This is a genomic window from Pseudomonas sp. A014, assembly GCF_052378495.1.
GTDB classification, from domain to species: Bacteria; Pseudomonadota; Gammaproteobacteria; order Pseudomonadales; family Pseudomonadaceae; genus Aquipseudomonas; species Aquipseudomonas machongensis.
The window spans coordinates 967,757-994,538 of record NZ_CP199001.1 but is presented as its reverse complement, the minus strand read 5'-3'; the positions used below and the strand labels follow the sequence as shown (position 1 = coordinate 994,538).

The 26,782-nt window shown below is 57.7% G+C and carries 28 protein-coding genes and 1 tRNA gene; 16 read left to right on the top strand and 13 right to left on the bottom strand.

The genetic code is table 11. The features are described from left to right. The first annotated feature begins 70 nt into the window (after positions 1 to 70). Both ACTYOL_RS04765 and ACTYOL_RS04760 read left to right on the top strand, forming a co-directional pair. Entirely contained in the window at positions 71 to 1,564 is a 1,494-nt protein-coding gene (locus tag ACTYOL_RS04765) for a methylenetetrahydrofolate reductase C-terminal domain-containing protein (RefSeq protein ID WP_444757612.1), read from the top strand. 87 nt (positions 1,565 to 1,651) lie between these two features. Continuing rightward, positions 1,652 to 2,608 carry an arsenic resistance protein gene (locus ACTYOL_RS04760; protein ID WP_444757611.1) on the top strand — a complete coding sequence of 319 codons (957 nt, stop codon included), beginning with the start codon at positions 1,652 to 1,654 and terminating at the stop codon, positions 2,606 to 2,608. Between the two features lie 15 nt (positions 2,609 to 2,623). Here the strand turns inward: ACTYOL_RS04760 and ACTYOL_RS04755 are convergent, their stop codons facing one another. From ACTYOL_RS04755 to ACTYOL_RS04745, 3 genes are all read right to left on the bottom strand, one after another. After that, on the bottom strand, positions 2,624 to 3,043 hold the full coding sequence (locus ACTYOL_RS04755) for an organic hydroperoxide resistance protein (protein ID WP_054893555.1): 420 nt from the start codon (positions 3,041 to 3,043) through the stop codon (positions 2,624 to 2,626). A gap of 82 nt (positions 3,044 to 3,125) precedes the next feature. Next, positions 3,126 to 3,689, bottom strand: coding sequence for an HvfA family oxazolone/thioamide-modified RiPP metallophore (locus tag ACTYOL_RS04750; RefSeq protein WP_112897427.1), 564 nt, complete (start codon positions 3,687 to 3,689; stop codon positions 3,126 to 3,128). Between the two features lie 264 nt (positions 3,690 to 3,953). Beyond that, on the bottom strand, positions 3,954 to 5,543 hold the full coding sequence (locus ACTYOL_RS04745) for a hypothetical protein (RefSeq protein WP_444757610.1): 1,590 nt from the start codon (positions 5,541 to 5,543) through the stop codon (positions 3,954 to 3,956). 353 nt (positions 5,544 to 5,896) lie between these two features. Between ACTYOL_RS04745 and ACTYOL_RS04740 the strand changes: the two genes are divergently transcribed. The 3 genes from ACTYOL_RS04740 to ACTYOL_RS04730 all read left to right on the top strand — a co-directional run bounded on the left by ACTYOL_RS04740 (position 5,897) and on the right by ACTYOL_RS04730 (position 8,224). Continuing rightward, entirely contained in the window at positions 5,897 to 6,805 is a 909-nt protein-coding gene (locus ACTYOL_RS04740; RefSeq protein WP_444757609.1) for an NAD synthetase, read from the top strand. After that, positions 6,802 to 7,251 (top strand): hypothetical protein, encoded by a 450-nt coding sequence (locus tag ACTYOL_RS04735; RefSeq protein ID WP_153772541.1) that lies wholly within the window; start codon positions 6,802 to 6,804, stop codon positions 7,249 to 7,251. Before ACTYOL_RS04740 ends, ACTYOL_RS04735 begins: the two co-directional genes overlap by 4 nt. Before the next feature lie 523 nt (positions 7,252 to 7,774). Then, on the top strand, positions 7,775 to 8,224 hold the full coding sequence (locus tag ACTYOL_RS04730; RefSeq protein WP_125930728.1) for a hypothetical protein: 450 nt from the start codon (positions 7,775 to 7,777) through the stop codon (positions 8,222 to 8,224). 90 nt (positions 8,225 to 8,314) lie between these two features. On the opposite strand, the gene ACTYOL_RS04725 is transcribed toward ACTYOL_RS04730, so the two are convergent. Further along, complete coding sequence (locus tag ACTYOL_RS04725; RefSeq protein ID WP_186667693.1) at positions 8,315 to 8,536, bottom strand: hypothetical protein; 222 nt, start codon at positions 8,534 to 8,536, stop codon at positions 8,315 to 8,317. Positions 8,537 to 9,109: 573 nt separating this feature from the next. Here ACTYOL_RS04725 and ACTYOL_RS04720 point away from each other — a divergent pair. Continuing rightward, positions 9,110 to 9,367 carry a DUF2790 domain-containing protein gene (locus tag ACTYOL_RS04720; protein WP_153772542.1) on the top strand — a complete coding sequence of 86 codons (258 nt, stop codon included), beginning with the start codon at positions 9,110 to 9,112 and terminating at the stop codon, positions 9,365 to 9,367. Positions 9,368 to 9,419: 52 nt separating this feature from the next. Here the strand turns inward: ACTYOL_RS04720 and ACTYOL_RS04715 are convergent, their stop codons facing one another. From ACTYOL_RS04715 to ACTYOL_RS04700, 4 genes are all read right to left on the bottom strand, one after another. Beyond that, positions 9,420 to 10,298 carry a sensor histidine kinase gene (locus ACTYOL_RS04715; protein WP_444757608.1) on the bottom strand — a complete coding sequence of 293 codons (879 nt, stop codon included), beginning with the start codon at positions 10,296 to 10,298 and terminating at the stop codon, positions 9,420 to 9,422. Positions 10,299 to 10,322: 24 nt separating this feature from the next. Continuing rightward, positions 10,323 to 10,580, bottom strand: a complete 258-nt coding sequence (locus ACTYOL_RS04710) for a PAS domain-containing protein (RefSeq protein ID WP_444757607.1) — start codon at positions 10,578 to 10,580, stop codon at positions 10,323 to 10,325. After that, on the bottom strand, positions 10,573 to 11,385 hold the full coding sequence (locus ACTYOL_RS04705; RefSeq protein ID WP_444757606.1) for an alpha/beta fold hydrolase: 813 nt from the start codon (positions 11,383 to 11,385) through the stop codon (positions 10,573 to 10,575). The genes ACTYOL_RS04710 and ACTYOL_RS04705 overlap by 8 nt, the downstream gene beginning before the upstream one ends. Before the next feature lie 418 nt (positions 11,386 to 11,803). Then, on the bottom strand, positions 11,804 to 12,307 hold the full coding sequence (locus ACTYOL_RS04700; protein ID WP_444757605.1) for a winged helix-turn-helix transcriptional regulator: 504 nt from the start codon (positions 12,305 to 12,307) through the stop codon (positions 11,804 to 11,806). A 96-nt stretch (positions 12,308 to 12,403) separates the two neighbouring features. On the opposite strand from ACTYOL_RS04700, the gene ACTYOL_RS04695 reads away from it, so the two are divergent. From ACTYOL_RS04695 to ACTYOL_RS04670, 6 genes are all read left to right on the top strand, one after another. After that, on the top strand, positions 12,404 to 13,345 hold the full coding sequence (locus ACTYOL_RS04695) for an aromatic alcohol reductase (protein WP_153772546.1): 942 nt from the start codon (positions 12,404 to 12,406) through the stop codon (positions 13,343 to 13,345). 648 nt (positions 13,346 to 13,993) lie between these two features. Then, positions 13,994 to 14,653, top strand: a complete 660-nt coding sequence (locus ACTYOL_RS04690) for a vWA domain-containing protein (protein WP_444757604.1) — start codon at positions 13,994 to 13,996, stop codon at positions 14,651 to 14,653. Then, entirely contained in the window at positions 14,638 to 15,408 is a 771-nt protein-coding gene (locus tag ACTYOL_RS04685) for a PP2C family serine/threonine-protein phosphatase (protein ID WP_444757603.1), read from the top strand. The genes ACTYOL_RS04690 and ACTYOL_RS04685 overlap by 16 nt, the downstream gene beginning before the upstream one ends. 10 nt (positions 15,409 to 15,418) lie before the next feature. Continuing rightward, entirely contained in the window at positions 15,419 to 17,368 is a 1,950-nt protein-coding gene (locus ACTYOL_RS04680) for a helix-hairpin-helix domain-containing protein (RefSeq protein ID WP_444757602.1), read from the top strand. A 213-nt stretch (positions 17,369 to 17,581) separates the two neighbouring features. Continuing rightward, a complete protein-coding gene (locus ACTYOL_RS04675) occupies positions 17,582 to 18,976 on the top strand; it encodes a hypothetical protein (RefSeq protein ID WP_444757601.1) in 1,395 nt (464 codons plus the stop codon). After that, complete coding sequence (locus ACTYOL_RS04670; RefSeq protein ID WP_444757600.1) at positions 18,960 to 19,361, top strand: hypothetical protein; 402 nt, start codon at positions 18,960 to 18,962, stop codon at positions 19,359 to 19,361. Before ACTYOL_RS04675 ends, ACTYOL_RS04670 begins: the two co-directional genes overlap by 17 nt. Positions 19,362 to 19,456: 95 nt before the next feature. Here the strand turns inward: ACTYOL_RS04670 and ACTYOL_RS04665 are convergent, their stop codons facing one another. The 5 genes from ACTYOL_RS04665 to ACTYOL_RS04645 form a co-directional block, all read right to left on the bottom strand. Then, positions 19,457 to 19,732: a hypothetical protein gene (locus ACTYOL_RS04665; RefSeq protein ID WP_444757599.1), complete on the bottom strand. Its 276-nt coding sequence runs from the start codon at positions 19,730 to 19,732 to the stop codon at positions 19,457 to 19,459. Then, positions 19,729 to 20,709 (bottom strand): integrase domain-containing protein, encoded by a 981-nt coding sequence (locus ACTYOL_RS04660; protein WP_444757598.1) that lies wholly within the window; start codon positions 20,707 to 20,709, stop codon positions 19,729 to 19,731. The genes ACTYOL_RS04665 and ACTYOL_RS04660 overlap by 4 nt, the downstream gene beginning before the upstream one ends. 900 nt (positions 20,710 to 21,609) lie before the next feature. Continuing rightward, positions 21,610 to 22,938 (bottom strand): tyrosine-type recombinase/integrase, encoded by a 1,329-nt coding sequence (locus ACTYOL_RS04655; RefSeq protein ID WP_444757597.1) that lies wholly within the window; start codon positions 22,936 to 22,938, stop codon positions 21,610 to 21,612. Positions 22,939 to 23,102: 164 nt separating this feature from the next. After that, positions 23,103 to 23,178: transfer RNA gene (locus ACTYOL_RS04650), tRNA-Thr, on the bottom strand. A gap of 52 nt (positions 23,179 to 23,230) precedes the next feature. Continuing rightward, entirely contained in the window at positions 23,231 to 23,671 is a 441-nt protein-coding gene (locus ACTYOL_RS04645) for a pilin (protein WP_444757596.1), read from the bottom strand. A 213-nt stretch (positions 23,672 to 23,884) separates the two neighbouring features. Here ACTYOL_RS04645 and ACTYOL_RS04640 point away from each other — a divergent pair, with 213 nt between their 5' ends. The 4 genes from ACTYOL_RS04640 to yacG are packed head-to-tail and all read left to right on the top strand — an operon-like array spanning position 23,885 to position 26,781. Further along, positions 23,885 to 25,093, top strand: coding sequence for a type II secretion system F family protein (locus tag ACTYOL_RS04640; protein WP_444757595.1), 1,209 nt, complete (start codon positions 23,885 to 23,887; stop codon positions 25,091 to 25,093). Between the two features lies 1 nt (position 25,094). Next, a complete protein-coding gene (locus ACTYOL_RS04635) occupies positions 25,095 to 25,961 on the top strand; it encodes a prepilin peptidase (protein ID WP_153772564.1) in 867 nt (288 codons plus the stop codon). Then, complete coding sequence (gene coaE / locus ACTYOL_RS04630) at positions 25,961 to 26,584, top strand: dephospho-CoA kinase (protein ID WP_054895241.1); 624 nt, start codon at positions 25,961 to 25,963, stop codon at positions 26,582 to 26,584. Before ACTYOL_RS04635 ends, coaE begins: the two co-directional genes overlap by 1 nt. Beyond that, a complete protein-coding gene (gene yacG, locus ACTYOL_RS04625) occupies positions 26,581 to 26,781 on the top strand; it encodes a DNA gyrase inhibitor YacG (protein WP_054895240.1) in 201 nt (66 codons plus the stop codon). Before coaE ends, yacG begins: the two co-directional genes overlap by 4 nt. The last annotated feature ends 1 nt before the right edge of the window (position 26,782 follow it).

Sequence of the window (26,782 nt, the reverse complement as noted above, 5' to 3'; positions counted from 1 at the left end):
TACGCTTGCAGACAACCCACTGCGCCCCCATCCAGCCACACTGCCATCCTGCCCGCACCCGGTACCCGCCATGAGCCTGCTCAGACAAGCCCTGAACGACCAATCCTTCGTCTGCATCATGGAGTTCGTTCCCAAGCCTTCTGCCCAGCGCTTCGCGGCGCTGGAGAGCATCATGGCGCGTGCGCAGTTGTGTGGTTGGCCCCTGGCGGTGTCCATCGCCGACCGGGTCGGCAGCGCGCTCGACATGTCGCCGCTCGACGCCTGCCGCAGCTTCGATACACCGGTCCCGACCCTGCTGCATTTCTCCGGCAAGGATCGCGAGCGCCAGGACCTGCTCGCCCAGTTACCGCGGATGGACGCCGCTGGCCTGGACCAGCTTTTGCTGCTGACCGGCGACCGCCTGCCCGGCCACACGCCGGGCCAGCGTCCGGTGCGTTACCTCGAATCCGTCGCAGCCCTGCAGATCGTTCGCCAGGCGCGCCCCGACTGGCTGCTCGGTGCAGCACTGAACCCCTTCAAATACCGCGAGGAAGAAGGCGGCGCGCAGTACTTCAAGGCCGAAAAGAAGCTCGCAGCCGGCGTCGACTTCTTCATCCTGCAACTGGGCTTCGACTTCCAGAAATACCGCGAGGCCATGCACTGGATGCAGCGCCAGCCCACGCCTCGGCCTATGCTCGCCTGCATCATGGGGCTGACCGATGGCCGTGCCGGGATGCTCGAGCATGTGGCGGGTGTCACCGTAAGCCCCGCGATGCGCGCGCTGCTCGCCGCCGAGGCAGCGGTGTCCAAGGCCCACGCCCGGCAGCGCGCCACCGAGCGCCTAGCCCTGCAGATCATCGGCCTGCGCCTGCTGGGTTACGCCGGGATCAACCTCTCCGGCGTGCACGAACTCGAACAGTTTCTCGAACTGGAACAAGCCCTGGAGGACTGGCTGCCACGCATCAACAGCCTCGAGCAATGGCGCAGCGCCTGGGACGCCGCCTGGCAGATGCCCGACGTGGCACCGGTCACTTTCCACCCGCCCGGGCATCACTGGCAGCAGGGCCAGCGCCAGGTCCAGGCGTCGTTTACGGAAAAGGCTCGCTACCATTTGCTGTCGGCCATGCACCATCAACTGTTCAGCCGCGAGACGCTGTTGAGCAAGGCATTCGGCTGGAGCGTGCGCCGCACGCTGTGGTCGACACCGGCAGCGGCGCGCGTGCTGCACGGCGTGGAGCGCAGCCTCAAGCGGCCGCTGGTCGGTTGCGACACCTGCGGGCAATGCCGGCTCGAAGACACCTTGTACATCTGCCCGGAAACCTGCCCCAAGGGCCTGGCCAACGGGCCCTGCGGCGGCACGCAACTGAACCGCTGCGAGTTCGGCGACCGCGAATGCATCCACAGCCGCAAATACCGCACGGCGGTGTCGGTCGGGCAGACACAGGTGCTCAGCGACAAGCTGATCCCCTGCGTCGAGGTCGGTGGGCGCCAGCAGAGTTCCTGGCCGCGCTGGTTCGCCGAGCCAACCCCAGTGCAACCCGCAGCGCGTGCCAAGCGCCCACAACCCGAGATCGCGGACCTGTAGGCGCGACCCGGCAAGCCCTGGCACAGGGGGCCCGACAGCCTCTATCCTGAGCGGCCGTCGCCCCACACTCGCCCACAGGACCGCCGCGTGACCCGAGAGCAACTTGAAACCCAGCAGATCCCCATCTACTTCGCCGCCGTGGTCCTGGCCATCGCCGCGGGCCTGCTCGCCCCCGGCACCGCCAGCTACCTGCAAGCGCTGGTGACTCCGGCCATCGCCGTGCTGATGTACGCGATGTTCCTGCAGATCCCCTTTCTCGACCTGCGCCAGGGGCTGGGCAACCGCCGCTTCATGGGCGCACTGTTGCTTGCCAACTTCGTGCTGGTACCGCTGCTGGTGTGGGCGGTCACGCGCGGCCTGGTCGAGCATCCGGCGATCCTGATCGGTGCGCTGCTGGTACTGCTCACGCCCTGCATCGACTATGTGGTGGTGTTCACCCACATCGGCAAAGGCGATTCACGCCTGATCCTCGCCGCCACGCCAGTGCTGTTGCTGGTGCAACTGGCCCTGCTGCCGCTGTACCTGGCCCTGATGCTCGGTGCGCACAACCCGGTGGCACTGTCCATCGAGCCGTTCGTGGAAGCCTTCGTGCTGCTGATTGCCCTGCCGATGCTGCTGGCCGTACTCACCAGCGCCGGCGCACGCCGCTCGCAGGCCATCGCTCGCTGGAACGACGCCTGGGCGTGGATGCCGGTGCCGGCCATGGCCCTGGTGCTGATTGCCGTGATTGGCTCGCAGATCGCCGTAGTACTGGGCGACTTCCAGCGCCTGTTGCCGGTGATTCCGGTGTATGTCGGGTTCGCGCTGCTGGCACCGCTGCTGGGGCTGCTCTCGGCGCGGCTGTTGCGGCTGCAGGCGAGCGAAGCACGAGCGGTGACGTTCAGCGCCGCGACCCGCAATTCGCTGGTGGTACTGCCGCTGGCGCTGGCCTTGCCGGAAGACTTGCGGGTGCTGGCGGCAGCGGCGGTGATTACCCAGACACTGGTAGAACTGGTGAGCGAACTGATCTACGTGCGGATGGTGCCGACAGTGGTACGAACCTGACGGGCTCCGCCCACCTCACACAATCACGAAACCCACTTCGATATTGCCCCGGGTCGCCTTGGAGTATGGGCAGATCTGGTGCGCCTCGGCCACCATCTTCTGCTTGTCCTCCTGGGCAAGCCCGGGCAAGTGCACCGTCAACTGAGCGGCCAATGCAAAGCCGCCATCGGCGGTATTGCCCAGCGACACATCAGCCTCCACCGCCACGCCCTCGGGCAGGCGGATGTCGAACTTCTGCCCCGCACGACGCAATGCGCCGATGAAGCAGGCCGACCAGCCGATGGCAAACAATTGCTCAGGGTTGGTGCCTGGACGTCCGGAGCCGGGCGGGCTCAGCGGCAGGTCCAGCGCACCATCACTGGAGCGACCGCGGCCGTCGCGGCCGCCGCTGGTGTGAGTACGGGCGGTGTAGAGCGTGGTTGTCAGAGGGGTAATCACGGTGCATCTCCTTCTGGGCGATCAGGACGTTGCGCACGGCCCTCCCCGACCAAGGGTGCGGGAAGGGCGCGAATGGCCGTTACTGCTTGGCCTGGCTCAGGCGGCTGTAAAGGTCGGATGGGAACGGCTTGCCGTTGGCGTCGAACTGATGCTTGCGGAACTGATACACCTCCGCCTCGGACAGGTAGCCATCGTGGTTGGCATCGATCGCATCGAATTCGGCGTTGGCCTTCGGCGCCACGGCCAGCAGCTCGGCACGCGAAACGCGGCCATCGTGGTCGGTGTCGGTGCGGGCGAAGGAGGCATCGCCGCATTTGCCTTCACCACACTTGCCCTCGGCTCCAGTGGCTTTCGCCTGGCCACCGCACTTGCCCTCACCACACTTGCCTTCGGCCTTCGTGGCCTTGCCCTGGGCACCGCACTTGCCTTCGCCACACTTGCCTTCGGCCTGGGTGGCCTTGCCCTGGGCACCACATTTGCCTTCCCCGCACTTGCCTTCCGGGGCCTTCTCGTTGGCCGCAAGCTGGTAGCCCTGCGGCAGTGCTTCAACGGCGAAAGCGGAGCTGGTGACGTTGATACCGCCAGCCAGGGCGATGGCGAACAGGCCGATGCGAGCCTTGGTGGAAATCGGGGTATGGGACATGGCATTTCTCCGGATGTCAGTGCGGTCGTACCGCTGGGTTCATTGCCCCTAGGGCGAGAGAGCCGATGAACCGGGCGCCTGGCCCCGTTCGTTCGGGTGGAGCCATTTGAACGTCAGCGTGTATCGGGGGCGTATCCGGAGAGGGAGGGATTTGTATGCAAGTACGCAGGATCAGGGATGAGATACAGGGCGATACAATCGCGACAGGAGCGTCAACGGTGGGTGCAAAAACGGCGCCGTGAAGGCGCCGTCGATCATCAGCTATCAGGCCTGGACAGGCCCCTGCGAACCAGGCTGGCGTCCGAAACAGTAGACGAGTACGCAGTAGCCAATCATCACCGAGAACGTCCAGAACAAACCGTGCTCGTAGAAGATGACACCCTCTCCTGGCACCTGGGAGAAGTGATAGCCCGCCAGGGCGCCCATGATGCCGAATGCCGAGATGGTAGAGCTGGCGTTCAGCGGCATGCTGGCCATGATGCCCATGATGATGCTGGCGCATAGCAGGGAAATGACTGCCACAGGCCAGCCGCCAACGGCGTAGCCTGAGATATGTACCGCCGCCGGTGCAGTGCCTTTGCCGAGGAATTGATCGGCCCGGCCTGCGAACATCTTGTCGTAGATGTAGGTGGAAGGCCGGCACTTCGGACCAGGCCGCGCCTGGGCGAGAATCCCGCCACATGCAGATGGATGATCAGTGAACTCTTGATAGTAATAGGGATACGGGATCGACATGCGGTTGACCAGATGCATCATCAGGCTTGGCGCTGCGCCCATCGCCACTTCGGACAACTGCGCAGCACGCTCGGCGATGGAGGCACTCTTGCGACTCTCGGGAACCATCGGTGGCTGCGGCGAAGGTGCAGTTTCTACCACCGCCACTGCAGGTTCTTGAGCAACTACCGGCGAAACGGCAGCCACTTCAGCGGCAGCGACAATCGCCGACTCGTTACCTTGCGCGGAAAGCTCGGCGTCCTCGATCACTTGCACCGAACCGATGAACGCTTGCGCCACCGGTGGCTCGCTCGACTGCCCGAAACGAAACACCACGGTGGAGATCAACAAGTAAGTCGCTACAACCAGCACGCCACCCACAATCGCTTTAGCGTAAGCGTGCCGTTCGGTATGCATGAAAATGGCGAGCACTGCACCTGCATAGTAAAGAACGACCGGCCATTTCATGTTGATCATGATAAAGAACAGCGAGGCCATGACGATTGAAATGATTGCGGCCACTTTCCAGAACCAGCCCGGCCGCTTCGATGCATTGATGATCGCCGCGTATGACAAATAAGGCACAACGGCTTGCAGCACGATAAAGACCACGAAGCTCAGGCGCTCACGAATTTCGAATCGGGCAACTACTGACGAAATCGAGTCACGGCCCGACATGAACAGCTCCGCCACGCCGTGCCGATAGAAGCTGAACAGCACGTAGGTACACGCCAGGGTAAACAAGATGACGAACCACCGCTCTGTCAGTTCGGGAAATCTTCGACTGACAGCGTCCACCTTGTCTCCGGCCAGCCTCTTGACCGCATAGACTACGGCCGGCGTGACCACGAACGGCATGAGCAGCAGCACCCAGAAGCCGGTACTGAAGATATGATTGAGCTGCAAGACGGCGGTAGGATATTCAGTGATCGCAATCGCCTCATAACCCCAAGGTGATGCATAGATCAAGTTACCGAGAACAACCAGAATAAAGTAGGCTACGAGAAAACATATGGGCTGAACATTTCTTGAAAAAAAACCTCTGAATCCTTCAATACGCGCCGCTTCCATCTCACCACTCTCAATTATGAAGTCTATGTTCTCCGCATCTCTTTGTGTTGCGGAAAGGTCGGCCATCATAAGGCCGATCGCGTATCTAAGCCAGCATCACCCAGCACCGCCCACGTCCTCGATCGAGCCGAAATCCGCCCCGGCGACCTCCACCGTCGAACCTCACAGCGGCATGCGCGCTCGGAGTGGCGGGCATACGCCTCGGGCGCGGTAATGGTGGCTGAAACTGCCGATAATCTTTGTTATGCCTGGCGGTAAAAGGACAATTTCATCTATCCATGACCTGCCAAGCCTCCTCTGACCACCATCCCGGAACAGTCTGACATACTCCCCAATGCCACCTTCTTAAGCTCGCGAGTCCCTCAATCGCGGGCTAGCGGCTGACCCAACGGTCTCTCCTGACGCCCTGCTCAGGACCCGTCATGCCTCGCCCGCCCATCACGGAACTAGGTGGCAACCCGTTCAAGCCTTTCGCCCGAGAGCGGATCGAAAGCTCGATCGATCTTTCCAAACTGTATGCCGCAATCGACCGCGATCCCGCCATCGTTGGGGCGGGGGTGGTTTATGTCGATGTTCATTACAACGCGATTACCTTGCGGGCGTTTCAGCCTGTTTGCAGTGTGCTGCCGAAGAGGGTGGTGTTGCAGGAGCTGCCTAGGGCGGTTACGGCTGAGCAGTATCTTGAGCAACAGGTGAAGGATCCGCGGCAGTCCAGGTTGATTTCGGATATTTGGGATGCGGGGTTGGCGTGTGCAGGGTTGATAGGTGGAGTGGTACTGATGTGGTCGGGCGGCACTGTAGCCGCTTTCACAGGGGGTATCGGACTTGTGATAAGCGCTGCTGGTCATGCTGCACTTGGAGCTTCCGCCGTTCAGTGTTATCTGGGTGGAACGCGTGTTTATCTGGAACTCACGCGACCGGAAGCAAACGATGAACTGGACCACGAAACTTGGTTTAAAATTCTCTCACCGCTTCTGGAAACAATCTCTCTCCTTGGCATCGCCAGCGCATCCCTTAATACAATCAAATATCTCCAGATACTTAAGCGAACCACAGGCTTGGGATGGTTCGGATCGAGCAGAAAGCTGACTCGTCAGCAACGCAGCAAGCTGATGACAGAAATACTTTCCATCCGGCACCCATCGCTAACAGCCAAGCAACTTAAGCTCAAGCAGCGCCTTGGCATTTTCCCCAAACGGTTTACACCTACACAAGTCAGGAACACGACAAAAGCACTTATTATTGAGTCCATTCTCAGCGGCATCGGTATTGCCAGCAGTGAAATAATCCAAAATCTTGCAGTAATTTTGCTTGAGGAGTTAGCAGAATGATGTTCCTCACATTTCCTTGGAGCAAATTTTTCAAACGCTTTTTTCCAATCAAAGCTCTAGGCATGCTCCTGACTATGGTAACTGTCCCGATAGCATGCGGACTGATTACCGATATCTATTTTCACAAGCACCCCCACTACCTTGAGTACATGGTCGCCATGCTTGGACTGTGTGGCGTTGTGCAGGGCAGTGCTCAGTACTCCGTTATTCGCGGTAGAACAGGAGCGACATGGTGGATCGTGGGGATGCTAGCCATATGTCTTATTGCCAGCGGTAGAGGATATTTCGAACCTGGCATGAAGTTGATATCGCTGACTGGCATGCTCTTCGCCGCCTTGGCTCTCGCCTGCTACAACAGCCGCCGCTACCGCCAAATGTGTAAAAGACTTCAAGTGATCCGGCGAATGCGCGAGGAATGGATCGCCTATGAAAAGCTCCGTCGGTAGCTCAAACCCAATCCGTATAGGAGTGGCCTCGTGCCGCGAAAGGGTCGCAAAGCGGCCCCGGCAATTCCAAAGCAGCTAAAAAGGCTCTCGGAGGTAGTCACGATGCAGGCCAGTGGCATCCGGAATTGGCTACGCCAAGTTCGCAGAAGCAATGTCTGGACATTCTTACTTGTGGCAATCCTACTAGTAGTAAAAGCTTGGGCCGGCTACCAGAGCTTTCTCCATCGGGCCGAATTACAAGCCCGCGCAGCAGCCAAAGCCAAGGCGGCCCAAGTGACACCGGTAGCACCACCGCGAAGTCCACCGAGAATCGAAGTCACCGCCCCCCAGGGCATCAGACCCGAAACGATCAAAGCCATAGAGCAGGCAATCCGTCGCTGATCGTGAGAGATAGCCAATTCTTCAACCCAGCCACGTAGTGCGACTCAGCAATGATTGGTGAGTCCTTCAACAGCGGAGTCGGCATCATAGGAAACGGGATGATCGAAAATCTTGCAGTAACGTTGATCGAGGATGTCGGTGAATGATGTTCCTTACCTTTTGTGTGAGGACTTTCCTCAAACGATTTTTCCCGATCCTTGCGCTGGCAATGTTGCTGGCAATTATCGCCATCTCTACGGGAGCAGGCGCCATAGCAGATGTCTACTTTCGCAAGCATCCAAACTACCTTGAGTACTCCTTTACTCTGCTGATGTTGGGCACGACCGTGCTGGGGTGCGCTCAGTACTCGGTAATCCGTGGCAGAGGAAAATTCACATGGTGGATTGTAGGGGTATTGGTGATATGCCTTGCAGCCAACTGCATAAGCTACTTCAAGCCTGGATTAGAGTTGTTTTCGTTGGTGGGCATGCTCTCAGCCGCCTCGGCCCTCGCCTGCTACAACAGCCGCCGCTACCGCCAAATGTGTAAAAGACTTCAAGTGATCCGGCGAATGCGTGAGGAATGGATCGCCTATGAAAAGCTCCGTCGGTAGTTCAAACCCAATCCGTGTGGGAGCGGCCTCGTGCCGCGAAAGGGCCGCAAAGCGGCCCCTGCAGTCGAGGGCCAACAACACCTCCAACAGCTACACAGCCTCCCCCGCCAAATCAATCAACCTCCCGCACTCCTCCGCCGTCATCCGACCGATGATGCGGATGGCCTGATGAATCCCCGCCGCACCTCGACCGCTCAACTGCGGGTTGTGCTCACACTCGAGCAGTTCATCGTATTGAGCCAGTGCCTCGCCCAGGAGTTCGAGGGTCCAGGCATAGGATTGGATTGTGGAAAGGCGCTCGTGGTCAGTCATGGGACACCTGCCTCAGTTCGCGGGTGGACTGACTGTGGATAGGGAAAAAGCGATGAGGTCGAGATACCGGAGCCGGCGAGAAGCGGCGGAGAGCGGATGCGAGGATCCTGTAAGGGATAACGATAAACATGCATGAGATCCTTTTCAGTTGAAGCACCACGTCAATCGTCGCCAAACGATTGGGTGGCAGCTGTACGCAGGTTGGCGAACCGAGGAAAAGGAACCCGGCAGACCCGAAGGTCTCCCACGCACAGCCGCCATTGCACGAAACTGCGGACACAAAAAAAGCGCCTGCAATCGTGATCGGGGCGCCGATGCGCCTTTTCGTACGGGTCGCCAAACCCGGTCGCGGATGTGCCGCGACTGAGGGGAATTTATGCCTAACGGGGCATCAGTGCAAGGAGCGGCGAAGCCCGAAGAAGCCGTGAGCTGCATTTTGGGAACGGTCCGACATACGTGCTGAGGGGGCGACCTTGATCTGTTAACCCTCAACTAATCCGCCTGTAGAACACTGGGTGCAACTCGGCGCTCACGGCGCCGCAAGCCCCCTCACGACAGACAGGTAACTTGAAAATGAAAGCGTTAGTGGCATTGGTGTTTGGCGGCCTTTGCAGCACGGCAATGGCCGATGAAGTGGCGCAGGATTTCAAGCATCCGCCGGTTGAACGCTACAACTATTCGCAGCACCTGGACATCGCTAGAGTGATCTCCGTGAGCGAAGTGCCCGACGTGCGCGAATTGGTACCCGCGCGCATGATCTACGAAGACTCCAAGGGCCAGCGACATACGCTTGAATACACGGCGATGGGGAAAGGTTTGACTGACGACTGAGGCTTTGGGGTGATGCTGAATCCGTCAAGAAATGTTCAGCAGTGCCGACAGATCAATAGGGCAAGTGGATGATGAAAGTGGTGCCATAGATTGGGTTGGACGTCACGGTAACCCGGCCACCATGGGCTTCGGCGATCTGCTTGACGATAAACAAACCAAGCCCGAGCGAACGCAGCGCATCTTGCCGGTCGCTACCACGCGTCATCGGCTCGAATAACTTCGGCAACAGTTCCTCGGCGATGGCAGGGCCGTGGTTGTGAACGCCCAAAACCACACCTTTGGCGCAGAACTCGGTAGTGAGCGTGATGGGATAGCGAAGGTCGCCATATGTCGCACTGTTGGCGACCAGGTTACCGATCATCTGCTGCAACCTGTCCTGGTCCACCTCGAATGTGCCTTGGCCCCGAGACAAATGACGAATGCTTGCGTTGCCAAAAACAATCCTGAGCTCGCTCACGGATTGGTCCATGGCCTTCAGAAGATCAACGTGTTGGCGACGGATGCCGATGCCCTGACCGAGTTTGATCGACGCGAAATCCAGAAGATCGACGATCATGCGCTGCGCTCTTTCGGCAGAAGTGCCAATGCTGCCCAGCAGTCGACGCCCCCGGTCGGATTGGACATCGCGTGCAAGCAACTCTGTAGCCATCTTGATGGCCGTCATCGGATTCTTCAGGTCATGGCTAGCCACAGCGACCATTCGTTCAGCCAGCAGTGCCCGATGTTGCACATCCTCATAGGCTGCGGCCAACTCGACTTGGGCACGTTGCAAAGCCGATTCGGCAGCCGCCTTCTGCGCCAGCAGTTCCTCGGCGCGCTGCATTGCCAAGAATATCCCCCGCTCATTACGGTCTCGCTGGCTAATGCCGAACAACGCCAACTGGTAGACGACACCGTCTTCACTTGCCTGCCGTACACCATTTAGCAACATGGCAACGGCTGTTCCATTGCGGTGTTACAGGTCGACCTTAACCTCCGCAACAGAGCCCTGCATGTCCATCAATGGCTTCCAGTGTGTGCTTTGGAACACACGCCCAGCCACCGTCAGCAACTGGTCGAAACTGCACGCGTGCATCCGCGTCGAGTCGTATCCCAGCCAATCGCAGAACGTCTGGTTGGCGCGGATGATGGCGCCATCCGCAGCCATGACAACCAGTCCGCACGGGGCATTCTCGAAATACGATGCTGTGAACAACTGCACGGCGTCATCCATCACTCAACCCACGTTCTACGAAGAAAACATCCATTGCAGCCGTGCATGCACTGGGTGCGCTCAACTGCGGGTAATGGCCGATGTTGTTGATGATGCTCAACTGACTGTTGGGCAGCACGCGGTGCAGATAATCGCCAACCCCCATTGGCACGACCACGTCGCCGGGACATTGCAGGATCAACGTGGGTGTCGACAGCCCGCAAATGTCCTGCCGGTGATCGGACAGGAAAATCACACGGGCAAAATGCCTGGCGATAAAGGCGTTGGTGCGGGCAAAGTTTTCCAGCAGCTCTTCGTGAAGCCCCGGCTGCCCCGGTGCCCCCATCAAGACAGGCGCCATGGTCCCGGCCCATCCGAGATAATTGTCGTCGATGGTGGCCAGCATTTGCCGCACTTCATCCGGCGAGAATCCGCCGGTGTAGTCACCCTTGTCGACGTAGCAAGGCGAACCGCCGATCATCACCAGTGCAGCAATCCGCTCTGGCGACTGCACAGTGGCCAAGGCACAGATCATCGCGCTGACCGAGTGCCCGACCAGGATGACGGGGCCTGTCGCAAACGCGTCGATGATCTCGTTGAGATCCGATGCGTGCCCCCACAGCGACGCGTGCCTGCCATGATCGTACGCCCCCAGGTCAGACTGCCCGGCGCCGGTCAGATCGTAGGTGACAACGCGAAAGCTCTTGGAGAAATGTGGCACCAGCAACCGCCACATGCTCTGGTCACAGCCAAACCCATGCGCCAGGATCAAGGTTACCCCTCCGTCCCCAGCAATATGCACGTTGTTACGCTTCTGCAGGGTCATAAAAATCCTGGGGTAGTTGGCTATTAGCAGCGACTGACCGCCCAATCTACCGAAAGATTAGGTGAGTCATGGGACAAGCGGGGTACGACTATGGTTTGCGCAGCGGTTGAACGTGACTGTTGTGCCAGCACAGGCACACGTGGGCACCATACGCGATAAGCCTGGACATAGCCCGCGGATTATTGAACGAGGCGCCGTTCGAGCAGGTTTCGGGACGGGCGGGTTCAGGGGGTAGGCCAGATTCAGGTGATTGATCTGCTTGTTGATCGAGCACAGGTCCGATTTACAGGTTACAGCGCTAAGCCCAGCCATCTGGACAGCACGTGGCTGTGGGCGTTGTAAGCGGACGCGTTAGCCGCCATGAGGATATCGCGGGCCAGACACTTTCGAGGCGAGCTCTCGATTTTTTCCGCAACAATCATTTGTCTCTCTTCGCTGTTATAGCCTGCTCTATCAGCGGGCTGTCATAGCCAGTAACCGAACTTGCAGGCATCGGGACGGGCTCTTGCCAGAACGGTGTCTTTCCGTCCTGACTGTCGAACCTGTGGCGGGCATCGCGGATCTGCTCCACGTTTTCAACCACCCACGTCCAAATAGGCGACATGCGGACAAGCAGCTGCATCCCCAGCGCAGTCAGGTCATATTCAACACGGGGCGGAATCTCTTGGAACTCGTGTCGGCTGACCAAGCCATCCCGCTCAAGTGATCGCAGCGTCTTGGTCAGCATGCGCTGTGTAATGCCACGCAACTGCCGTTTGATATCGGCGTGGCGCATTGTGCCGTAGACACCTAGCGCATGCAGAATGCCCAGAGACCAGCGACTGCCCGCATGTGCAAGTACCTCACGCCTGACCCCATCGTCATCCTCTCTAAGCGTCTGGCAGATGGCTTGAGCCTGCCTCAAAGCTTCATGATCGGCCATGCTTCCCCCTGGTATCACGCGTGTGCCTTCTTACGAGCGCTGCATAGTCGTGCAAGCATTTGTCCATCTTACAGGCAACTTTAACCAGGACAAATCATGACCCATCCCACCCAGCCAACCCCTCAATCGATCCTCGTATTAGGCGCAGGAGAGCTTGGGCTGCCCGTGCTTCGCAACCTTGCTCGGGTTGCAGAACGAGCCCCAGGCTCAACGGTCAGCGTGCTGCTGCGCGAATCCACCATCAACACCCAAGTCCCGACGAAAAAGGCCGAAATCGATGAACTTCGTAGCCTCGGCATTCAGATGGTCGCTGCCGATCTGGTGAGCGACTCCATCGACCAGCTTGCGGCGGTATTCGCTCAATTCGATACCGTCATTGGCTGCGCAGGGATGGTTGCAGGCCGAGAAACTCCGATGAAGCTTGCCACTGCGGCCCTGAAGTCCGGCGTCAAGCGCTACTTCCCGTGGCAGTTCGGCGTGGATTTTGAAGTGATTGGACGCGGAAGCCCGCAGGACCTTTTCGATGCCCAGCTTGACGTTCGCGAGTTGCTGAGGGCTCAAGACAAGACTGAGTGGGTCATCATCTCGACGGGGATGTTCACCAGCTTCATGTTTGAGCCCATTTTCGAAGTGGTGGACTTCGAGAATGACACGGTGAACGCGCTGGGCGGGCTGGATAACAGCGTCACCCTGACCACACCCGACGACATCGGGGCGCTGACAGCAGAAATCGTTTTCTTCGAGCCCCGCTTGCGCAACGAAATCGTGTACCTCTCGGGCGATACGGTTACTTACGATGAAGTTGCTGGGCTGCTCGAACGTGTCCTTGGACGACCTTTCAAACGTAACGAATGGACGGTTCCGTATCTGATGGACGAACTGGAAAAAGACCCGACTCATCACATCAAGAAGTACCGGGCCGTGTTTGCCCAGGGCCGAGGCGTGGCCTGGCCGAAAGCGGGCACCTTTAATGAACAGCAGGCGATTCACGTCACGACCGCCGAGCAGTGGGCTCGCGCAAACCTTCAAGGGAGGTAAGCGCTGGTAGAGGGTGGGGACGATCGGAGTGGAGCCTGGGGGGGGAAAGGGGTGGGACTGGTGCGGAGACAGACGGACGGTTGTTGGCCGTGAGGGCCCGGTTTTCGCGGGACTGGAATTTGGTGGATTTTTTGATGTACCTCATAGGGTATCTATAAAAAAATCAGCTAGTTATGGCTTTGAGTGGAATCGAACTGGGATTTTTTGGTTCCAGTGAGGGCTACGACCACCCGCTTCAAATTCTAGGTGGGGAACGGCAGAAAACGCTACGTAGTCACCATCATCCAAGCAATATAAGCCGTGGCAACCCTAGATCTTTCAGCTATGCGGCTCCGCTCCTGCATGGTCATCCGCGCCGAATACATCACCGCTGAGCTATCCCACTCGGCGGTATGCTGATCTCGAAATGTGCCCTAATTTCACGTGACCTAAAGACTGGTCAAAAATCAGTCTAATCCTGATTGACAAGCACCTGCATTCGATTTGAGCCAGACCTCGGCTATGGCCTCAGGGCCGGGTACCTCATCCGCTGCTGAGCCAGCATATTGCCCTTATCTCTTATTACTGAAAGACTAGAATCCACTTGCTTAACCGGAAAGGGATTTCACGGGTCGTATGCGTGAGTTCCCCCTTCAATAGAGAGCTCACATGACAGACCAAATACTGTTCAACGACGTTTCATTCGCCGACAACCCTGAGCCAAGGGTCCCCTGCCTTCTCCTTCTGGACGTGTCGGTAAGCATGCGCGGCCGCCCGCTCACTGAACTGAACGCAGGTCTACAGCAACTCAAGGACGAACTCGCTGCCGACTCACTCGCAATGCAACGCGTGGAGGTTGGAATTGTCACGTTCGGACCAGCAAAAGTGGAGACGCCATTTACCACTGTCGATGGTTTTTACCCTCCGAACCTAGTGGAGCAAGGCGACACCCCGATGGGTCAAGCCATTACCATTGGCTTGGACATGCTCGAGGGCCGTAAAGCGCAAATTCGAGCCGCAGGGGTTTCGCTTTTCAGACCGTGGATTTTTCTCATCACTGATGGTGGTCCCACGGATGAGTGGCGAGCTGCTGCTGCCGCGATTAGAGAGGGTGAGGCTGCCAAGAAGTTCGCGTTCTTCGCCGTAGGTGTTGAAGGTGCAAACTTTGATGTGCTCTCACAACTGAGCGTTCGCGAGCCGTTGAAACTCCAAGGGCTGAAGTTTCGCGAGCTTTTCCAGTGGCTGTCGGCATCGATGAAGAGCGTGTCGCAGTCTACCCCAGGGACAGCAGTGAAGCTGGAGGCACCCACCGGATGGGCAGAGGTTTAACTTGGGAGTATGCCAGCGCCGCTGTCGTCGGCACCTCTCACCTAGAGCGCAAGGGTGTCTGCGAGGACAGATGTAGCGCGGCCACTACTCTTCAAGGCGTTCGCCCATGGCTATCGATGTTCGTGGCCGATGGCGCAGGTAGTGCGAGTTTTGCTGATGTCGGTGCCCAGCTGGCCGTTGATACTGCTAATGAGGTTATAAGCACCCTCATGCAGCAACCCGAGTTTGCACTCGACGACTCGCTAGCTGTCGAGCTTGTGAAGCAAATCCGCGAGGTCATTTACAGCCGAGCCGAAGGTTCGGGCCACACCGCCCGTGATTATGCCTGTACCTTCCTCGGCCTGGTGTCTTCTGAACTAGGCACCCTACTCCTGCAAATCGGGGACGGTGGTATCGTCTTCGATGTAGGCAACGGACTGGAGCTAGCTTTCCAGCCCATGTCTGGCGAATACGCCAATATGACACATTTTGTCACCGATCCGGATGCGCTGGATACACTGGTCACCAAGCAATACCAAAGCATCGTACTGCGCGCAGCAGCATTCTCAGACGGCCTTCAGCATCTGGCGATCGACCTACCTACTGGAAGCCCCCATGAGCCTTTCTTTCAGCCGTTCTTTAACGTCCTTGGGACATTGAAGCCCGACGCGCGAAAGCAAGTGCCTAACGCACTCGCCGCCTTTCTGGGAAGCGAAAAAGTAAATGAACGGACTGACGATGATAAGTCTATCGCCCTAGCCGTTCTTAGGGGTTAAGGGGGCGCTGATGTCCATGTTGTTCTACAACGCGGCCGGACAGCGGCTGAAGCTCTTGAATGAGATAGGTAAAGGTGGCGAAGGATCCGTCTACACCATTGAGGGCGTGAAGCATCTGGTAGCGAAGGTCTACCACAAACCGCAAGACGGAGCGAAACAATCCAAGCTCCGTCATATGGCCCATCAGCGGGATGAGCAACTGCTCAAGTATACCGCATGGCCACAGGACACCCTTCATGCCAAAGTCGGCGGATCGGTAGTGGGCTTCGTGATGGCGAAGGTCGAAGGTATGACACCGATTCAAACCGTCTATAGTCCTGCCCATCGCAAGCAGGAGTACCCCCAACGTGCCTGGGACTTCCTGCTTTTTGTTGCCAGGAATACAGCAGCCGCCTTCACCACGTTGCATCAGCATGGAACTATTCTGGGGGATGTAAATCACGGGAATGCGTATGTTGGCCAAAACGCCGCTGTAACCCTGATCGACACCGATTCATACCAGCTAACTCAGGGAAGTCTCGTGCACCTTTGTGAGGTCGGAGTCTCCCACTTTACCCCCCCTGAGCTACAAGGAATGTCGTTCAATGGTCTCACTCGTACCACGAACCACGACGCCTTCGGCCTCGCGCTTCTAATCTTTCACCTACTATTTGGTGGAAGACATCCCTATGCAGGTGTGCCGCAGAAGGACAATGTGGGGGACTCACTAGAGGACAACATCAAGCATCTGCGCTTTGCCTACTCCAAGACGGCAAATCAGCGACACCTGACAGCACCACCAAACTCCTTACCGCTGTCATTAGTTCCCCCTGTCCTATCAAGCATGTTTGAGTCCGCCTTCACCGAAGAAGGCAGGAGCGGTAGGCGTCCGACGGCAAGACAATGGCTTGACGAGCTTGACAAGCTTCGCAATGCTCTGCGGAAATGCTCGAACAGTATGCACGTCTTTTCAAACCATCTGAATGCTTGCCCTTGGTGCGCACTAGAGGCCTCGGGTGTGGTGTATTTCCTTTCGGCATCAGTTTTCACCGCTTCAGCGCCAGGCCATGCGCCGGTCAAAGTTGCAGACATTTGGCTCGCCATATCCAAGATCCCATCCCCGGCGGACGTTGCCATACCTAACGCTAATCAGTTCAAGGGGAACGTAAAGGGCAGACCACTTCCAGCAGGAATTATTAGCAGACCGCTCCGCAAGTTCGGAACATTTGGTATCGTCACTACAGCATTTGTTAGTTTCAAAGCCCTACAAGGTCCGCCGCTGCCATACATCATCATCGCTGGACTGCTCATTCTTGGTCTTTGGAATTACGGAGCAGTCGAACTCAAAAACGAACGCAAGGCTCGTTCAGACGCTCGTAACACTGCCTTGAAGCAGTGGAACAATGCCGTCGAGTCGATTAAGCGGGAGGCGGATCCTCACCACTTCTACCAGAAACGAGACGCACTAGCGAAACTCAAAACCGAGTTCGACTCTCTATCAACGCGTGAGCAAAATGACATCAGAGCTTTAAGTCAGAACATGGAGAGGCGGCAACGGCAACGTTACTTAGAGGCCTTTTTCATTGATCGAGCGAATCTATCCGGCATAGGTCCAGCCAAGCGGGCAGCCCTTAGTAGCTTTGGCATAGAAACCGCGGCTGACGTAGAGTGGAACCGTGTTCGTCGGATAAAAGGTTTTGGCGAGGTACTTACACGTACACTGGTAGACTGGAGAAAGGGCCTTGAACGGGGCTTCAAGTTCAACCCCACACAGGCAGTCACTCAGAACGACGTCAACAACGTTAGACGCAATATTCAGAACCGCGCCCGGGAGATCGAAGAGCAGATGCGTAAAGGCTTAGCGGAACTTCAGCAGTTCCAGGTGCGACAAGATAATGCAGTCCGACACCATATGCCTATCGTTAAAAACGCTGCTCAGCAACTAGCTCAGACAGAAGCAGATTTATCTTGCTGCGTATGATTTGAAATAGCCTGACGGGCGGCTCCGCTTCTGAAGAGATCGCGCCAGCTTTAGAGATAGAGCACGACTGTTCTTGTCACAAAGTTTGCGCGAGAACTGGGGGTTTGAGAATTGCTGTTGGTACTAGATTCATTTTAATTCCAGAACTGGCGATAGATAATAATAGTGTACGCATTGCGCAATGCACTATAAATTGAAATGGGAGCATGACGAATGGCTACTCAGGTGGCAGCAACGTATTTACCCGACTACCAATGCATCAGGCTGAAATCTGTATTTCCCGCTTTTGCAGACCCAGCAGAACCTCAAGGATTTCAAACACCGCATCAATCTGGTTTTTTTATCCATGAGTGGTTTCATTATTTACATAACAACTCAACCATTCATGGGGCAGCCGCATACTCACACGCCGTTTTACTGTGGTCAAATGTTCGGGCCATCATCGACCACAATGGTCTCTGCATCGGAGATGAACACCTGCCGGATCAAAATTTTGCCGACATCCGAAAGCAATACAAGCATCGCTTAAACGCTAGGACGGCGCAGACCAATGAGATAGGGAGCAATCTCCGCCTAAATGACCTTGACTTTATATCCTGCACAAAAGAGACAACATACATAGAGGATGACGAAAAATACCCATGCACAACTCTGCTTTGCAAGGCCATAATCAAAGTTGACGACAGCGAACTTAAGATTAAAATAGGTTGCCATGAAATCATCGAATATATAGCATTTGCATTAGAGTCCAAATTCCTGAGAAATTTAAAAGAATCACCATTACCTACCCCCATCTCACCATACATGCTAGCTGATGGTCTCGCATCACTTATATCTCCTTCTCTAGAAAAAGATACAATACTGCGCTGCGCAATATTTTCCCTCCAATTTCCCGACCCTCCCTCTTACTTTTCCGGGTTATTACATTGGTCCGAGAAAAACAAAAAAGAGCATAAAGACCCCGATATTGAACTAACGAAAAAAGCATCCGAACATCTTAAAACTAACATCAAGGTCATGAATGAAAACGTGGACCTGATCGAAAAAATCTTACCTTTAGACTCACCATTTCCGCGAGCCGTCAAACATACCGCACAGCTAATCAAGAGCAACTATATTTATCGGATAACCAATCCTTTCTTTGAAATTGAACTGGTAAATTTCTTTTCTAGATTTGGTGGCGCGGCAATCAATGCCGCGATGGATAAACATGGAGTCGGATTTCTCATCCAAGAGAGATTTGGCCCAGGCGATGAATTTATGCGAGATCTTATGCTAGATATATCCCTACCAAATAAACCAGATACAGACATCCTTTATGGCCGAAGAGTAGCCCAAGCTGCCTTTAGCTATGTACTCGAATTTTTCCGAGTTGAACATGATAAAATAAAGCAGCCAGCAAGTATGCGATGCCCTTTTTTCACATCATGCAGCTCAGAATATCGACGCGAAAATCCAAGAATATGCAGCACCACGCCTTGGGAGTCTCAAAAGCTTGAGCATTCTAAAATATGTTACTTTGGAGAGGCCGTGATAAACACTAAAAACCACCCACCCAGCGATTTAAAAGCTCAAAAGGAAGTTTGTAAAAATGACACGAGCAACTGAAGACAAAGCAAAACATTACTTGCTAACCGAATTCAGCCACCCTGAATTCGGCTTTCGGGAGAAGGAACTACACGACAAAGGCTTTGACTTATGGCTAGACGAACTAGGTTGTCCCCCCAAAAAAGTTGAGTTAAAAGCCACTGACGCTGCCTATCAAAGGCCTAGCAATATTTTTGAACGTTTGATTTTCAACGCCGAAATTGAAAAGCAACTATTTGAGAGTGGCGAATCAATTATCGCACGAGTATTCATGGGCTCAACGCCTCCTCGATTATTTTTAGTAACTAATGCCATACTCGATACCGGTGCATATCTTGCGACCGAGTCGCGATATGTGATTCGAGGCAGAATTAACTACACAGACTCAATACAGGAACTCGCTTGACTTACAACTTACAGCATGCATTCCCTAGAGACTCTACTAGAAGAGTCGCCTAGGGTCGATTGCAGCAGCCGCACCACCAGAAGTCAGATATTTTTTCAGATATTAAATTTCCATGTTTTTTGTAACCGAAGAGAAAGCAGCTGCACAGTCAGCGAATAGTAATACCGCGTTGCTGCGCTGCATCGTTCTAGACGATGCTCAAGAAACCAAGCCAAGTGTTTTCTCTGCCAGCCCCAAGGCGCATCTCGCTGCCAGCGCTCTGCGATCGCGGCCTGGATGATTTTCGCCTGCCGTACATGGCGTCGCCGGGTTGCGTGTGAGCCAGTCAGCACTCCAGCCAAGAACAGCTCCATGTCGAATGGCTTGCTCATGCCCGCCCACCTATGTAGGCAGCGATCACATCAATCCGACCGTGCCCCAGCTCATAGCTAATTTGCCTCCGGGCCTCACGATCAAGAGTCATATCCACCTGGCAACATTGGCCGCCGTTGATAGGCGCACGGTGTTGGGTGATTTGCTCGTAACGCTCACATGCGTATGCCGCTCGTAGCTCATGGAAGCCTTTCAGATTGTGTGAATGCAGGATGTCCCGCGCCGGGCGGACGATGTCCTGTAGAACGTCAAGGTAGCTTTCGTGTGGCGCAATTAGGTTGCGGCTACCCGCCGGCGACACCTGTCGTGCAAACCCAAGTGCACCTCGAACATGGTCTTCTACCGCAATCCAACGTGGCGCCGAGGCGCCGGCGCGCCCGCCTTTGGTGCCGTCTTGGATATTGATCTTGTCGAAGACTTCAGCCTCACGACTTAGCCGTGACAGGTCAGCCAAGATGGCTTCACGCAAGCGCATGCCGGTGGCTCGCGCCAAAAATACAATCGCGGCGGCCCGTTGCTGATGATTGCGGCAAAGCGTATTGATAATCTCTTTAACCTGACCGCGAACTTGGCCCTGCGGCACTGAGTGACGAACCCCGGAGCGCTGCATACCCAACGCCTTGCTCGGACTTGGCAACTTCACGCACTGATCACCGCGAAGCGCCGCCATGGTCCTGTTAACGCTGGATAGCCGGTTTTGCGCGGTGCTGACAGCGAGGTCACCGCACCTAACCACGTCGCGCAGATAGGCCGCATAGTCGGCCAACACCTTTCGATCAATCTGCCGCGCATCATTGATTCCGGGCCCCTGTTCGGAACGGCACCACCTCACGAATGCCAACCATCGATCACTGTGCGCCTTGACCGTGCCGTAATGGCCACCGCCAAACATGTCTTTCAGCGCCTGCGGCCCTGCGTAGCTCAATTGCCTGCCGTAACCGAAATTACGACCATCGCGTCTACCCATCAATGCCATGTCGGTCACCTCATCTGCCGTTCTCCGATCCTCGCCCCACGTCATCCCGCCAAGAATGCTGAGTGTTATCAGGGATCAAGGCCCCTGCGACCTGTGGGGATGTCCTCTAACGCAGGACTGGCGGCTCCTTACGACCGGGAGCAAGGGCATCTCATTATCTGGCCTCCTGAGCACCGTTACCGGTGGGCGGGTGGAGGCTGCATTGGCTGACGAGACCGGTGCCGCGAGATCCTGAGCCGGGTGAACACAGCTATGCGATGACCGGGGCATGCCTGACTGTCAGTCAGGTGCAGTCCATTCCCTGGTCTGCGGCACCATCATCTGTATGGCTGTTGCTGGTGACATCGGCGTTTGTCACGCCGATTGTCACAAGGGAAGTTGCCGCAAAGCCAAATGTGATGAGGGCTGCAGCAGTGTTAGAAGCGCCCGTCTCTTTCCAGAGAAAGAGACGGGCGCAGGTTGGCGCAAGATTCGGCCAAGCGGATAGGTTGCTGCAGGGCAGCGAAGTAGGAGGTGTTGTCTGGCGCACGAGGGCCATGATCTGAAGTAGGCATCCATCACCGGGGAGGTGACCGGGCGAACTGCCGGACGCGAATCGCCATTTGGGGGAGAACCACCGCGGGAGCGGCGTGACTTTTAAGGTTCGGGTCACCTGGGGTGCTGTCATCGACAGCGCTTGCACGGCCAGTTCTACGCCTGTGGATAAACCCGGTCAAGGCTCGAAATTCAGCGCTACTTGAGCCGTGAAAAGCGGTTATCCACCGGTGGAGTTCCGTGGTAAACCCCGGACAACGTCGTGGCTTTTAGCTCTTCAAAGTGAGGTCCATCCAAACAGGGCGGCTTTGCAGCCCTGTTTGAATGGACCCGCGTGAAAGAGCAGCCAGCGCCGATTTTGCAGGCTTACCCGCGATTGAATGCGCCATGGCCATTTGGCAAGGCGGTGACGTTGTCGCCTACCGGATGAGCAAACTCATGCGGGGTGACATGGCCCGATCTGTTGGCATCGATGTAGTTACTCCACCAAGCCATGATCAACCGACGCTGCTCCAGAAATTGGGCCTTGTGGATGTAAGCAGCGCGCACGCGGTTACGCTCCTGATGGCTCATCTGTCGCTCAATCGCCGCGTCCGTCCACAGCCCTGATTCGAGCAAGGCACTACAAGCCATGGTCCTGAATCCATGCCCGCAAACGTCCTTGGTGGTGTCGTATCCCATATTGCGCAGCACCTGGTTAACCGTGTTCTCCGACAAGGGCTTCCAGTACCTGTGGTCACCGGGCAACACCAGTTCAGAGAAGCGATTCAAGCTGCGCAGCCGTTCAAGGATCTCGATGACTTGAGGCGACAACGGCACTATCTGAATGTCCCCACTCATCTTGGTCCCGCGCGTGGAATAGCGGACGCCTTCAATCGGCTTGCGGGTATCGGGGATCTCCCACATCGCACGTTGCAGGTCGAATTCATCCCACCTAGCAAAGCGCAGTTCGCTGGAGCGCACGAATACATGCAACGTTAGCAGCACTGCGAGCCGGGTCAGTTCGCGACCGGTGTAGTTGTCGATTCGATCCAACAGTTCAGGAAGGCGGTTCAGCGAGAGTGCAGGACGGTGCACAGTGCGTGGCGCTTGAATCGAGCCAGCCAGATCGAGCGCCGGATTTTGAGTGATCTGTCGCGCTCGCTTAGCGCCCCGCATGATCGTAGATAGGTAGTTCTGCACACGCAGTGCAACATCCATCGTGCCGCGATCTTTGACTCGCTGGGTGACCTCAAGCAGATCGTGGGTGTCGAGTTCAGCTATAGGCCGCTGGCCAATCAGTGGAAACACGTGGGTGCGTAACCTGCTCAGCACCGTCTTGGCGTGCCCCTCAGTCCAACGCCGAGACATTTCGACGTGCCACTCCAGGGCAACGGTTTCAAAGAGAAGGCTCGCCCGCTGGGCTGCGATCTTGGCCTTCTGCTTTTCTTCCATCGGATCAAGGTTGTCGAGCAACAGTGCTTTGGCCTCATCGCGCTTGGTCCTCGCAACGGCCAACGAAACGATGGGGTACTTGCCGATAATCAGCGTGCCTTCCTTGCCGCTGGGTTTGAAATACCGCAGCCGCCAAGTCTTCGAGCCACTGGGCGCGACGTACAGGTACATACCCCCGCCGTCGAACAGTTTGTAGGCGCGATCACGCGGTTTGGCCATACGGCATTTGAGGTCGCTGAGCGGAGTGGCTAGGCGTGGCATAGGGGTACGTTCTCCATTCAGGAAAGACGCTGTACCCCAAAAATACCCCCGGTTATTGGGGATTTTGTTGGTTCCCGACGGAGGGTCGTGGAAACGAAAAACCGGCCAGAAGGCCGGTTTAGAGGGCTTCCAAAGCATTCAGCGGAATGCAGTGGAGCTGGATGTGGTGCCGGAGACAGGAATCGAACCTGCGACCTTCGCGTTACGAGTGCGCTGCTCTACCGACTGAGCTACACCGGCGTGTCCGCAAAGCTACCACCGCCGCCATCCATACGCAAACCCCTGTTTCCCTTCACTTATTACCCTGCGCCCCACCCTGCCCCGCCGAACCTGCACAGCCACTAGGCGCAAGATCCTCTTCGATGTCGGTGCTGCACGTCCACCCGGTCGCCGCGCGGGTCAGTGTCAGGCGCTTGCCCACCACGTTCGCAGGCGCATCGGCGAGGGTGCAGACGATGCTGCCGGTGCCTGCAGCCGCATTGCCGCTGGCGACGATGGCGCAGTGGTTGGTCGTGGGTTGTCCGCCTAGCGCGGCAACGTCGGCGACGTCCTTGCCTTCGTTCAGGCGCAGGTCCATCGGGGTCTTGAGCGCGGAGATTTCCAGCAGGCCGGCCGCTGCTTTGGTGCGGGCCTGGTGGTTGGTGTACATGGGGATCGCGATGGTCGCGAGGATGCCGATGATCGCGACGACGATCATCAGTTCGATGAGGGTGATACCGCGTTGCCCTTTCATAACAGGTTCCTTGTCGATTCGGTCAGGCCTCGAGCCGCTGGGCGGGCCGGGGTCGGCTGGGGCGCAGTAGAGCCCAATGGACACCTTTTGTCACCCCTGCGTGGCTGGACGTCGTGTCCGCTCAACTACTCTAGTGAGCGTCTGGAATTTCTGCCCTGGGATGGGCGCGGCAAGCTGTTACGGGGCTTGTCGGGTGTGGCAAGGAGCTGGCGAATGAAGGATTCGACTCGGTTGTATGCGTGGCGAGGCGTAGATGCGCAGGGGGCGCGGGTCAGTGGGCAGATGCAGGGGCGTAGCCCGGCATTCGTGCAGGCGGGGTTGTTGCGCCAGGGAATCAAGGGCGCGCGGGTGTGGCCAGCGGGTGGGCGAGGTTGGAAGCTGCCGCTGCGGCGGGAGAAGGTGGATGCGCCGGGGTTTTCGCGTCAGTTGGCGACGCTGTTGAAGGCGGGGGTGCCGCTGTTGCAGGCGTTCGAGGTGATGGGGCGCAGTGGTGCAGACGCTGGGATGGTGCGGTTGCTGGGGCGCTTGCAGCAGGATGTTTCTGCAGGGTTGGGGCTTGCGGATGCGCTGCAGCGGCACTCGCGTTGGTTCGATGCGTTGTTCTGCAACCTGGTGCGGGTCGGGGAGCAGTCGGGGACGCTGGATCGGCAACTGGAGCAGTTGGCAGACCTGCTGGAACGGCGTCAGGCGCTGCGGCGCAGGGTGCGCAAGGCGATGCTGTATCCGCTGATTCTGCTGCTGACGGGGCTTGGGGTGTCGGCGTTGCTGTTGCTGGAGGTGGTGCCACGCTTCGAGGGGATGTTTGCGGGGGTGGGCAAGGAGTTGCCAGTCTTTACGCGGTGGGTTATCGAATTGTCTGACGCGCTGGGGCGGCATCTGCTGGGTGTGCTGGGGATATTCGGTGTGGCGGGGCTGGCGGTACGCAAGCTGTATCGGGAGCACTTGCCGGGGCGGCTTTGGATGATTCGCCAGGCGCTGCGGGTGCCGGTGTTCGGGCGCTTGTTGAGCCATGCGGCATTGGCGCGCTTCGCACGTAGCCTTGGGACGGCCTATGGTTCGGGGGTGGTGTTGCTCGATGCGTTGGAAACCGTGGCGGCGGCGAGCGGCGATGCCTTGCACGAGCGGGCGATCCGCCAGTTGCGCCAAGGCATGGCCAATGGCTTGGGGCTGCATCAGGCGATGGCGCTGGAGCCGTTGTTCGCGCCGCTGTTGGTGCAGTTGACGGCGATCGGTGAGTCGAGCGGCACGCTGGAAGCGATGCTGAACAAGGCGGCCTGTCATTACGAGGAACAGGTCGGGCAGGCGCTGGAGCAGTTGACCAGCCTGCTGGAGCCAGCCATCGTGCTGATCCTCGGTGTTCTGGTGGGTGGCCTGGTGGTGGCCATGTACTTGCCGATCTTCCAGTTGGGTAGCCTGATCTGACATGAATCTGTGGACTTTTCTTGCCGACCAGCCAGGGTTCTTCCTGGCGAGTGCAGCCGTGCTCGGGCTGCTGGTGGGCAGCTTTCTGAATGTGCTGGTGCATCGGTTGCCGGTGATGCTCGAACGCCAGTGGCAGAACGAGGCGCGTGAGGTGCTGGGGATGCCGGTGGAGGCGCATGAGCGTTTCGACCTGTGCCTGCCGGCCTCGCACTGCCCGGGCTGCGGGCATCGGATTCGGGCGTGGGAAAACATTCCGGTCGTGAGTTACCTGGCCCTGCGTGGGCGCTGCTCGGCGTGCAAGGGGCGGATCAGCCTGCGTTATCCGCTGGTGGAGCTGGCCTGCGCGGGGCTGTCGCTGGTGGTGGCGTGGCATTTCGGAGTGAGCGTGCAGGCGCTGTTCGCGATGGTGCTGACGTGGTGCCTGCTGGCCCTGAGCCTGATCGATGCGGAGCATCAATTGCTGCCGGATGTGCTGGTGCTGCCGACGTTGTGGCTGGGGCTGGTGGTCAATGCCTTCGGGGTATTCGTGCCGTTGGCCGATGCGCTGTGGGGTGCGGTGGTCGGTTACCTGAGCCTGTGGTCGGTGTATTGGCTGTTTCGGTTGGTCACCGGCAAGGAGGGCCTGGGCTATGGCGACTTCAAGCTGCTGGCGCTGCTGGGCGCATGGGGCGGCTGGCAGGTGCTGCCGCTGACGCTGTTGCTGTCGTCGGTGGTGGGGGCGGTGATCGGGCTGTGCCTGCTGCGGCTGCGCAAGGCTTCGCTGGGGACGACGATGCCTTTTGGGCCCTATCTGGCAATTGCGGGCTGGATCGCATGGCTCTGGGGTGATGAAATATACGCTTCCTACATGCAACTGCTCGGATACTGATGACCACTGCTGCATTTACCCCCTGGATTCTCGGACTGACCGGCGGCATCGGCAGCGGCAAGAGCGCTGCCGCCGAGCGTTTCGTCGAGCTTGGCGTGCACCTGGTGGACGCCGACCAGGCGGCGCGCTGGGTGGTCGAGCCGGGTCGGCCGGCGCTGGCGAGCATCGTCGAGCGCTTTGGCGCGGGCGTGCTGCTGGATGACGGCACCCTCGACCGCTCGGCCCTGCGCCAGCAGATCTTTGCCGACCCTGCGCAGCGGCGTTGGCTCGAGCAACTGCTGCACCCGCTGATCGGGCAGGAGATCTTCAGCTACCTGGCCAAGGCCGAGTCGCCCTATGCGGTGTATGTGTCGCCGCTGCTGATCGAGTCGGGGCAGTACCAGAAGACCCAGCGCATCCTGGTGATCGATGTGCCGCAAGCGCTGCAGATCGCGCGCACGCTGCAGCGTGACAACACCAGCGAGGAGCAGGTGCAGGCGATTCTCAAGGCGCAGTTGGCGCGGGAAGAGCGCCTGCGCCATGCCGACGATGTGGTGGTCAATGACCGCGACCTGCCGTGGCTGCATGAGCAGATCGACCAGTTGCATGCCTTTTACCTGACTTTGCGAGGAGGCCAGCCTTGAGCCAGCCAATGACCGTCGATTGCCCGACCTGTGGCGCACCTGTGGAATGGAGCGAGAAGAGCCCGAACCGGCCGTTCTGCTCGGATCGCTGCAAGCTGATCGACCTGGGGGCCTGGGCGGCCGAGGAGCACAAGATTCCAGCGGCGCCGGAGTCGGAGGATGAGCTGTATTCGGGGGATCTTGAGCCTCGGCATTGAT

What these genes read in the sequence shown, in the direction of transcription:
- ACTYOL_RS04750 (WP_112897427.1), bottom strand. Translation starts at nt 3,689, where the DNA reads ATGTCCCATACCCCGATTTCCACCAAGGCTCGCATCGGCCTGTTCGCC.
- ACTYOL_RS04675 (WP_444757601.1), top strand. Translation starts at nt 17,582, where the DNA reads ATGGCTACTCAGGTGGCAGCAACGTATTTACCCGACTACCAATGCATC.
- ACTYOL_RS04705 (WP_444757606.1), bottom strand. Translation starts at nt 11,385, where the DNA reads ATGACCCTGCAGAAGCGTAACAACGTGCATATTGCTGGGGACGGAGGG.
- ACTYOL_RS04720 (WP_153772542.1), top strand. Translation starts at nt 9,110, where the DNA reads ATGAAAGCGTTAGTGGCATTGGTGTTTGGCGGCCTTTGCAGCACGGCA.
- ACTYOL_RS04725 (WP_186667693.1), bottom strand. Translation starts at nt 8,536, where the DNA reads ATGACTGACCACGAGCGCCTTTCCACAATCCAATCCTATGCCTGGACC.
- ACTYOL_RS04640 (WP_444757595.1), top strand. Translation starts at nt 23,885, where the DNA reads ATGAAGGATTCGACTCGGTTGTATGCGTGGCGAGGCGTAGATGCGCAG.
- ACTYOL_RS04700 (WP_444757605.1), bottom strand. Translation starts at nt 12,307, where the DNA reads ATGGCCGATCATGAAGCTTTGAGGCAGGCTCAAGCCATCTGCCAGACG.
- ACTYOL_RS04670 (WP_444757600.1), top strand. Translation starts at nt 18,960, where the DNA reads ATGACACGAGCAACTGAAGACAAAGCAAAACATTACTTGCTAACCGAA.
- coaE (WP_054895241.1), top strand. Translation starts at nt 25,961, where the DNA reads ATGACCACTGCTGCATTTACCCCCTGGATTCTCGGACTGACCGGCGGC.
- ACTYOL_RS04645 (WP_444757596.1), bottom strand. Translation starts at nt 23,671, where the DNA reads ATGAAAGGGCAACGCGGTATCACCCTCATCGAACTGATGATCGTCGTC.
- ACTYOL_RS04690 (WP_444757604.1), top strand. Translation starts at nt 13,994, where the DNA reads ATGACAGACCAAATACTGTTCAACGACGTTTCATTCGCCGACAACCCT.
- ACTYOL_RS04715 (WP_444757608.1), bottom strand. Translation starts at nt 10,298, where the DNA reads ATGTTGCTAAATGGTGTACGGCAGGCAAGTGAAGACGGTGTCGTCTAC.
- ACTYOL_RS04680 (WP_444757602.1), top strand. Translation starts at nt 15,419, where the DNA reads ATGTCCATGTTGTTCTACAACGCGGCCGGACAGCGGCTGAAGCTCTTG.
- ACTYOL_RS04735 (WP_153772541.1), top strand. Translation starts at nt 6,802, where the DNA reads ATGATGTTCCTCACATTTCCTTGGAGCAAATTTTTCAAACGCTTTTTT.
- ACTYOL_RS04655 (WP_444757597.1), bottom strand. Translation starts at nt 22,938, where the DNA reads ATGCCACGCCTAGCCACTCCGCTCAGCGACCTCAAATGCCGTATGGCC.
- ACTYOL_RS04765 (WP_444757612.1), top strand. Translation starts at nt 71, where the DNA reads ATGAGCCTGCTCAGACAAGCCCTGAACGACCAATCCTTCGTCTGCATC.
- ACTYOL_RS04730 (WP_125930728.1), top strand. Translation starts at nt 7,775, where the DNA reads ATGATGTTCCTTACCTTTTGTGTGAGGACTTTCCTCAAACGATTTTTC.
- ACTYOL_RS04740 (WP_444757609.1), top strand. Translation starts at nt 5,897, where the DNA reads ATGCCTCGCCCGCCCATCACGGAACTAGGTGGCAACCCGTTCAAGCCT.
- ACTYOL_RS04660 (WP_444757598.1), bottom strand. Translation starts at nt 20,709, where the DNA reads ATGGCATTGATGGGTAGACGCGATGGTCGTAATTTCGGTTACGGCAGG.
- ACTYOL_RS04635 (WP_153772564.1), top strand. Translation starts at nt 25,095, where the DNA reads ATGAATCTGTGGACTTTTCTTGCCGACCAGCCAGGGTTCTTCCTGGCG.
- ACTYOL_RS04695 (WP_153772546.1), top strand. Translation starts at nt 12,404, where the DNA reads ATGACCCATCCCACCCAGCCAACCCCTCAATCGATCCTCGTATTAGGC.
- ACTYOL_RS04685 (WP_444757603.1), top strand. Translation starts at nt 14,638, where the DNA reads ATGGGCAGAGGTTTAACTTGGGAGTATGCCAGCGCCGCTGTCGTCGGC.
- ACTYOL_RS04710 (WP_444757607.1), bottom strand. Translation starts at nt 10,580, where the DNA reads ATGGATGACGCCGTGCAGTTGTTCACAGCATCGTATTTCGAGAATGCC.
- ACTYOL_RS04665 (WP_444757599.1), bottom strand. Translation starts at nt 19,732, where the DNA reads ATGAGCAAGCCATTCGACATGGAGCTGTTCTTGGCTGGAGTGCTGACT.
- ACTYOL_RS04745 (WP_444757610.1), bottom strand. Translation starts at nt 5,543, where the DNA reads ATGATGGCCGACCTTTCCGCAACACAAAGAGATGCGGAGAACATAGAC.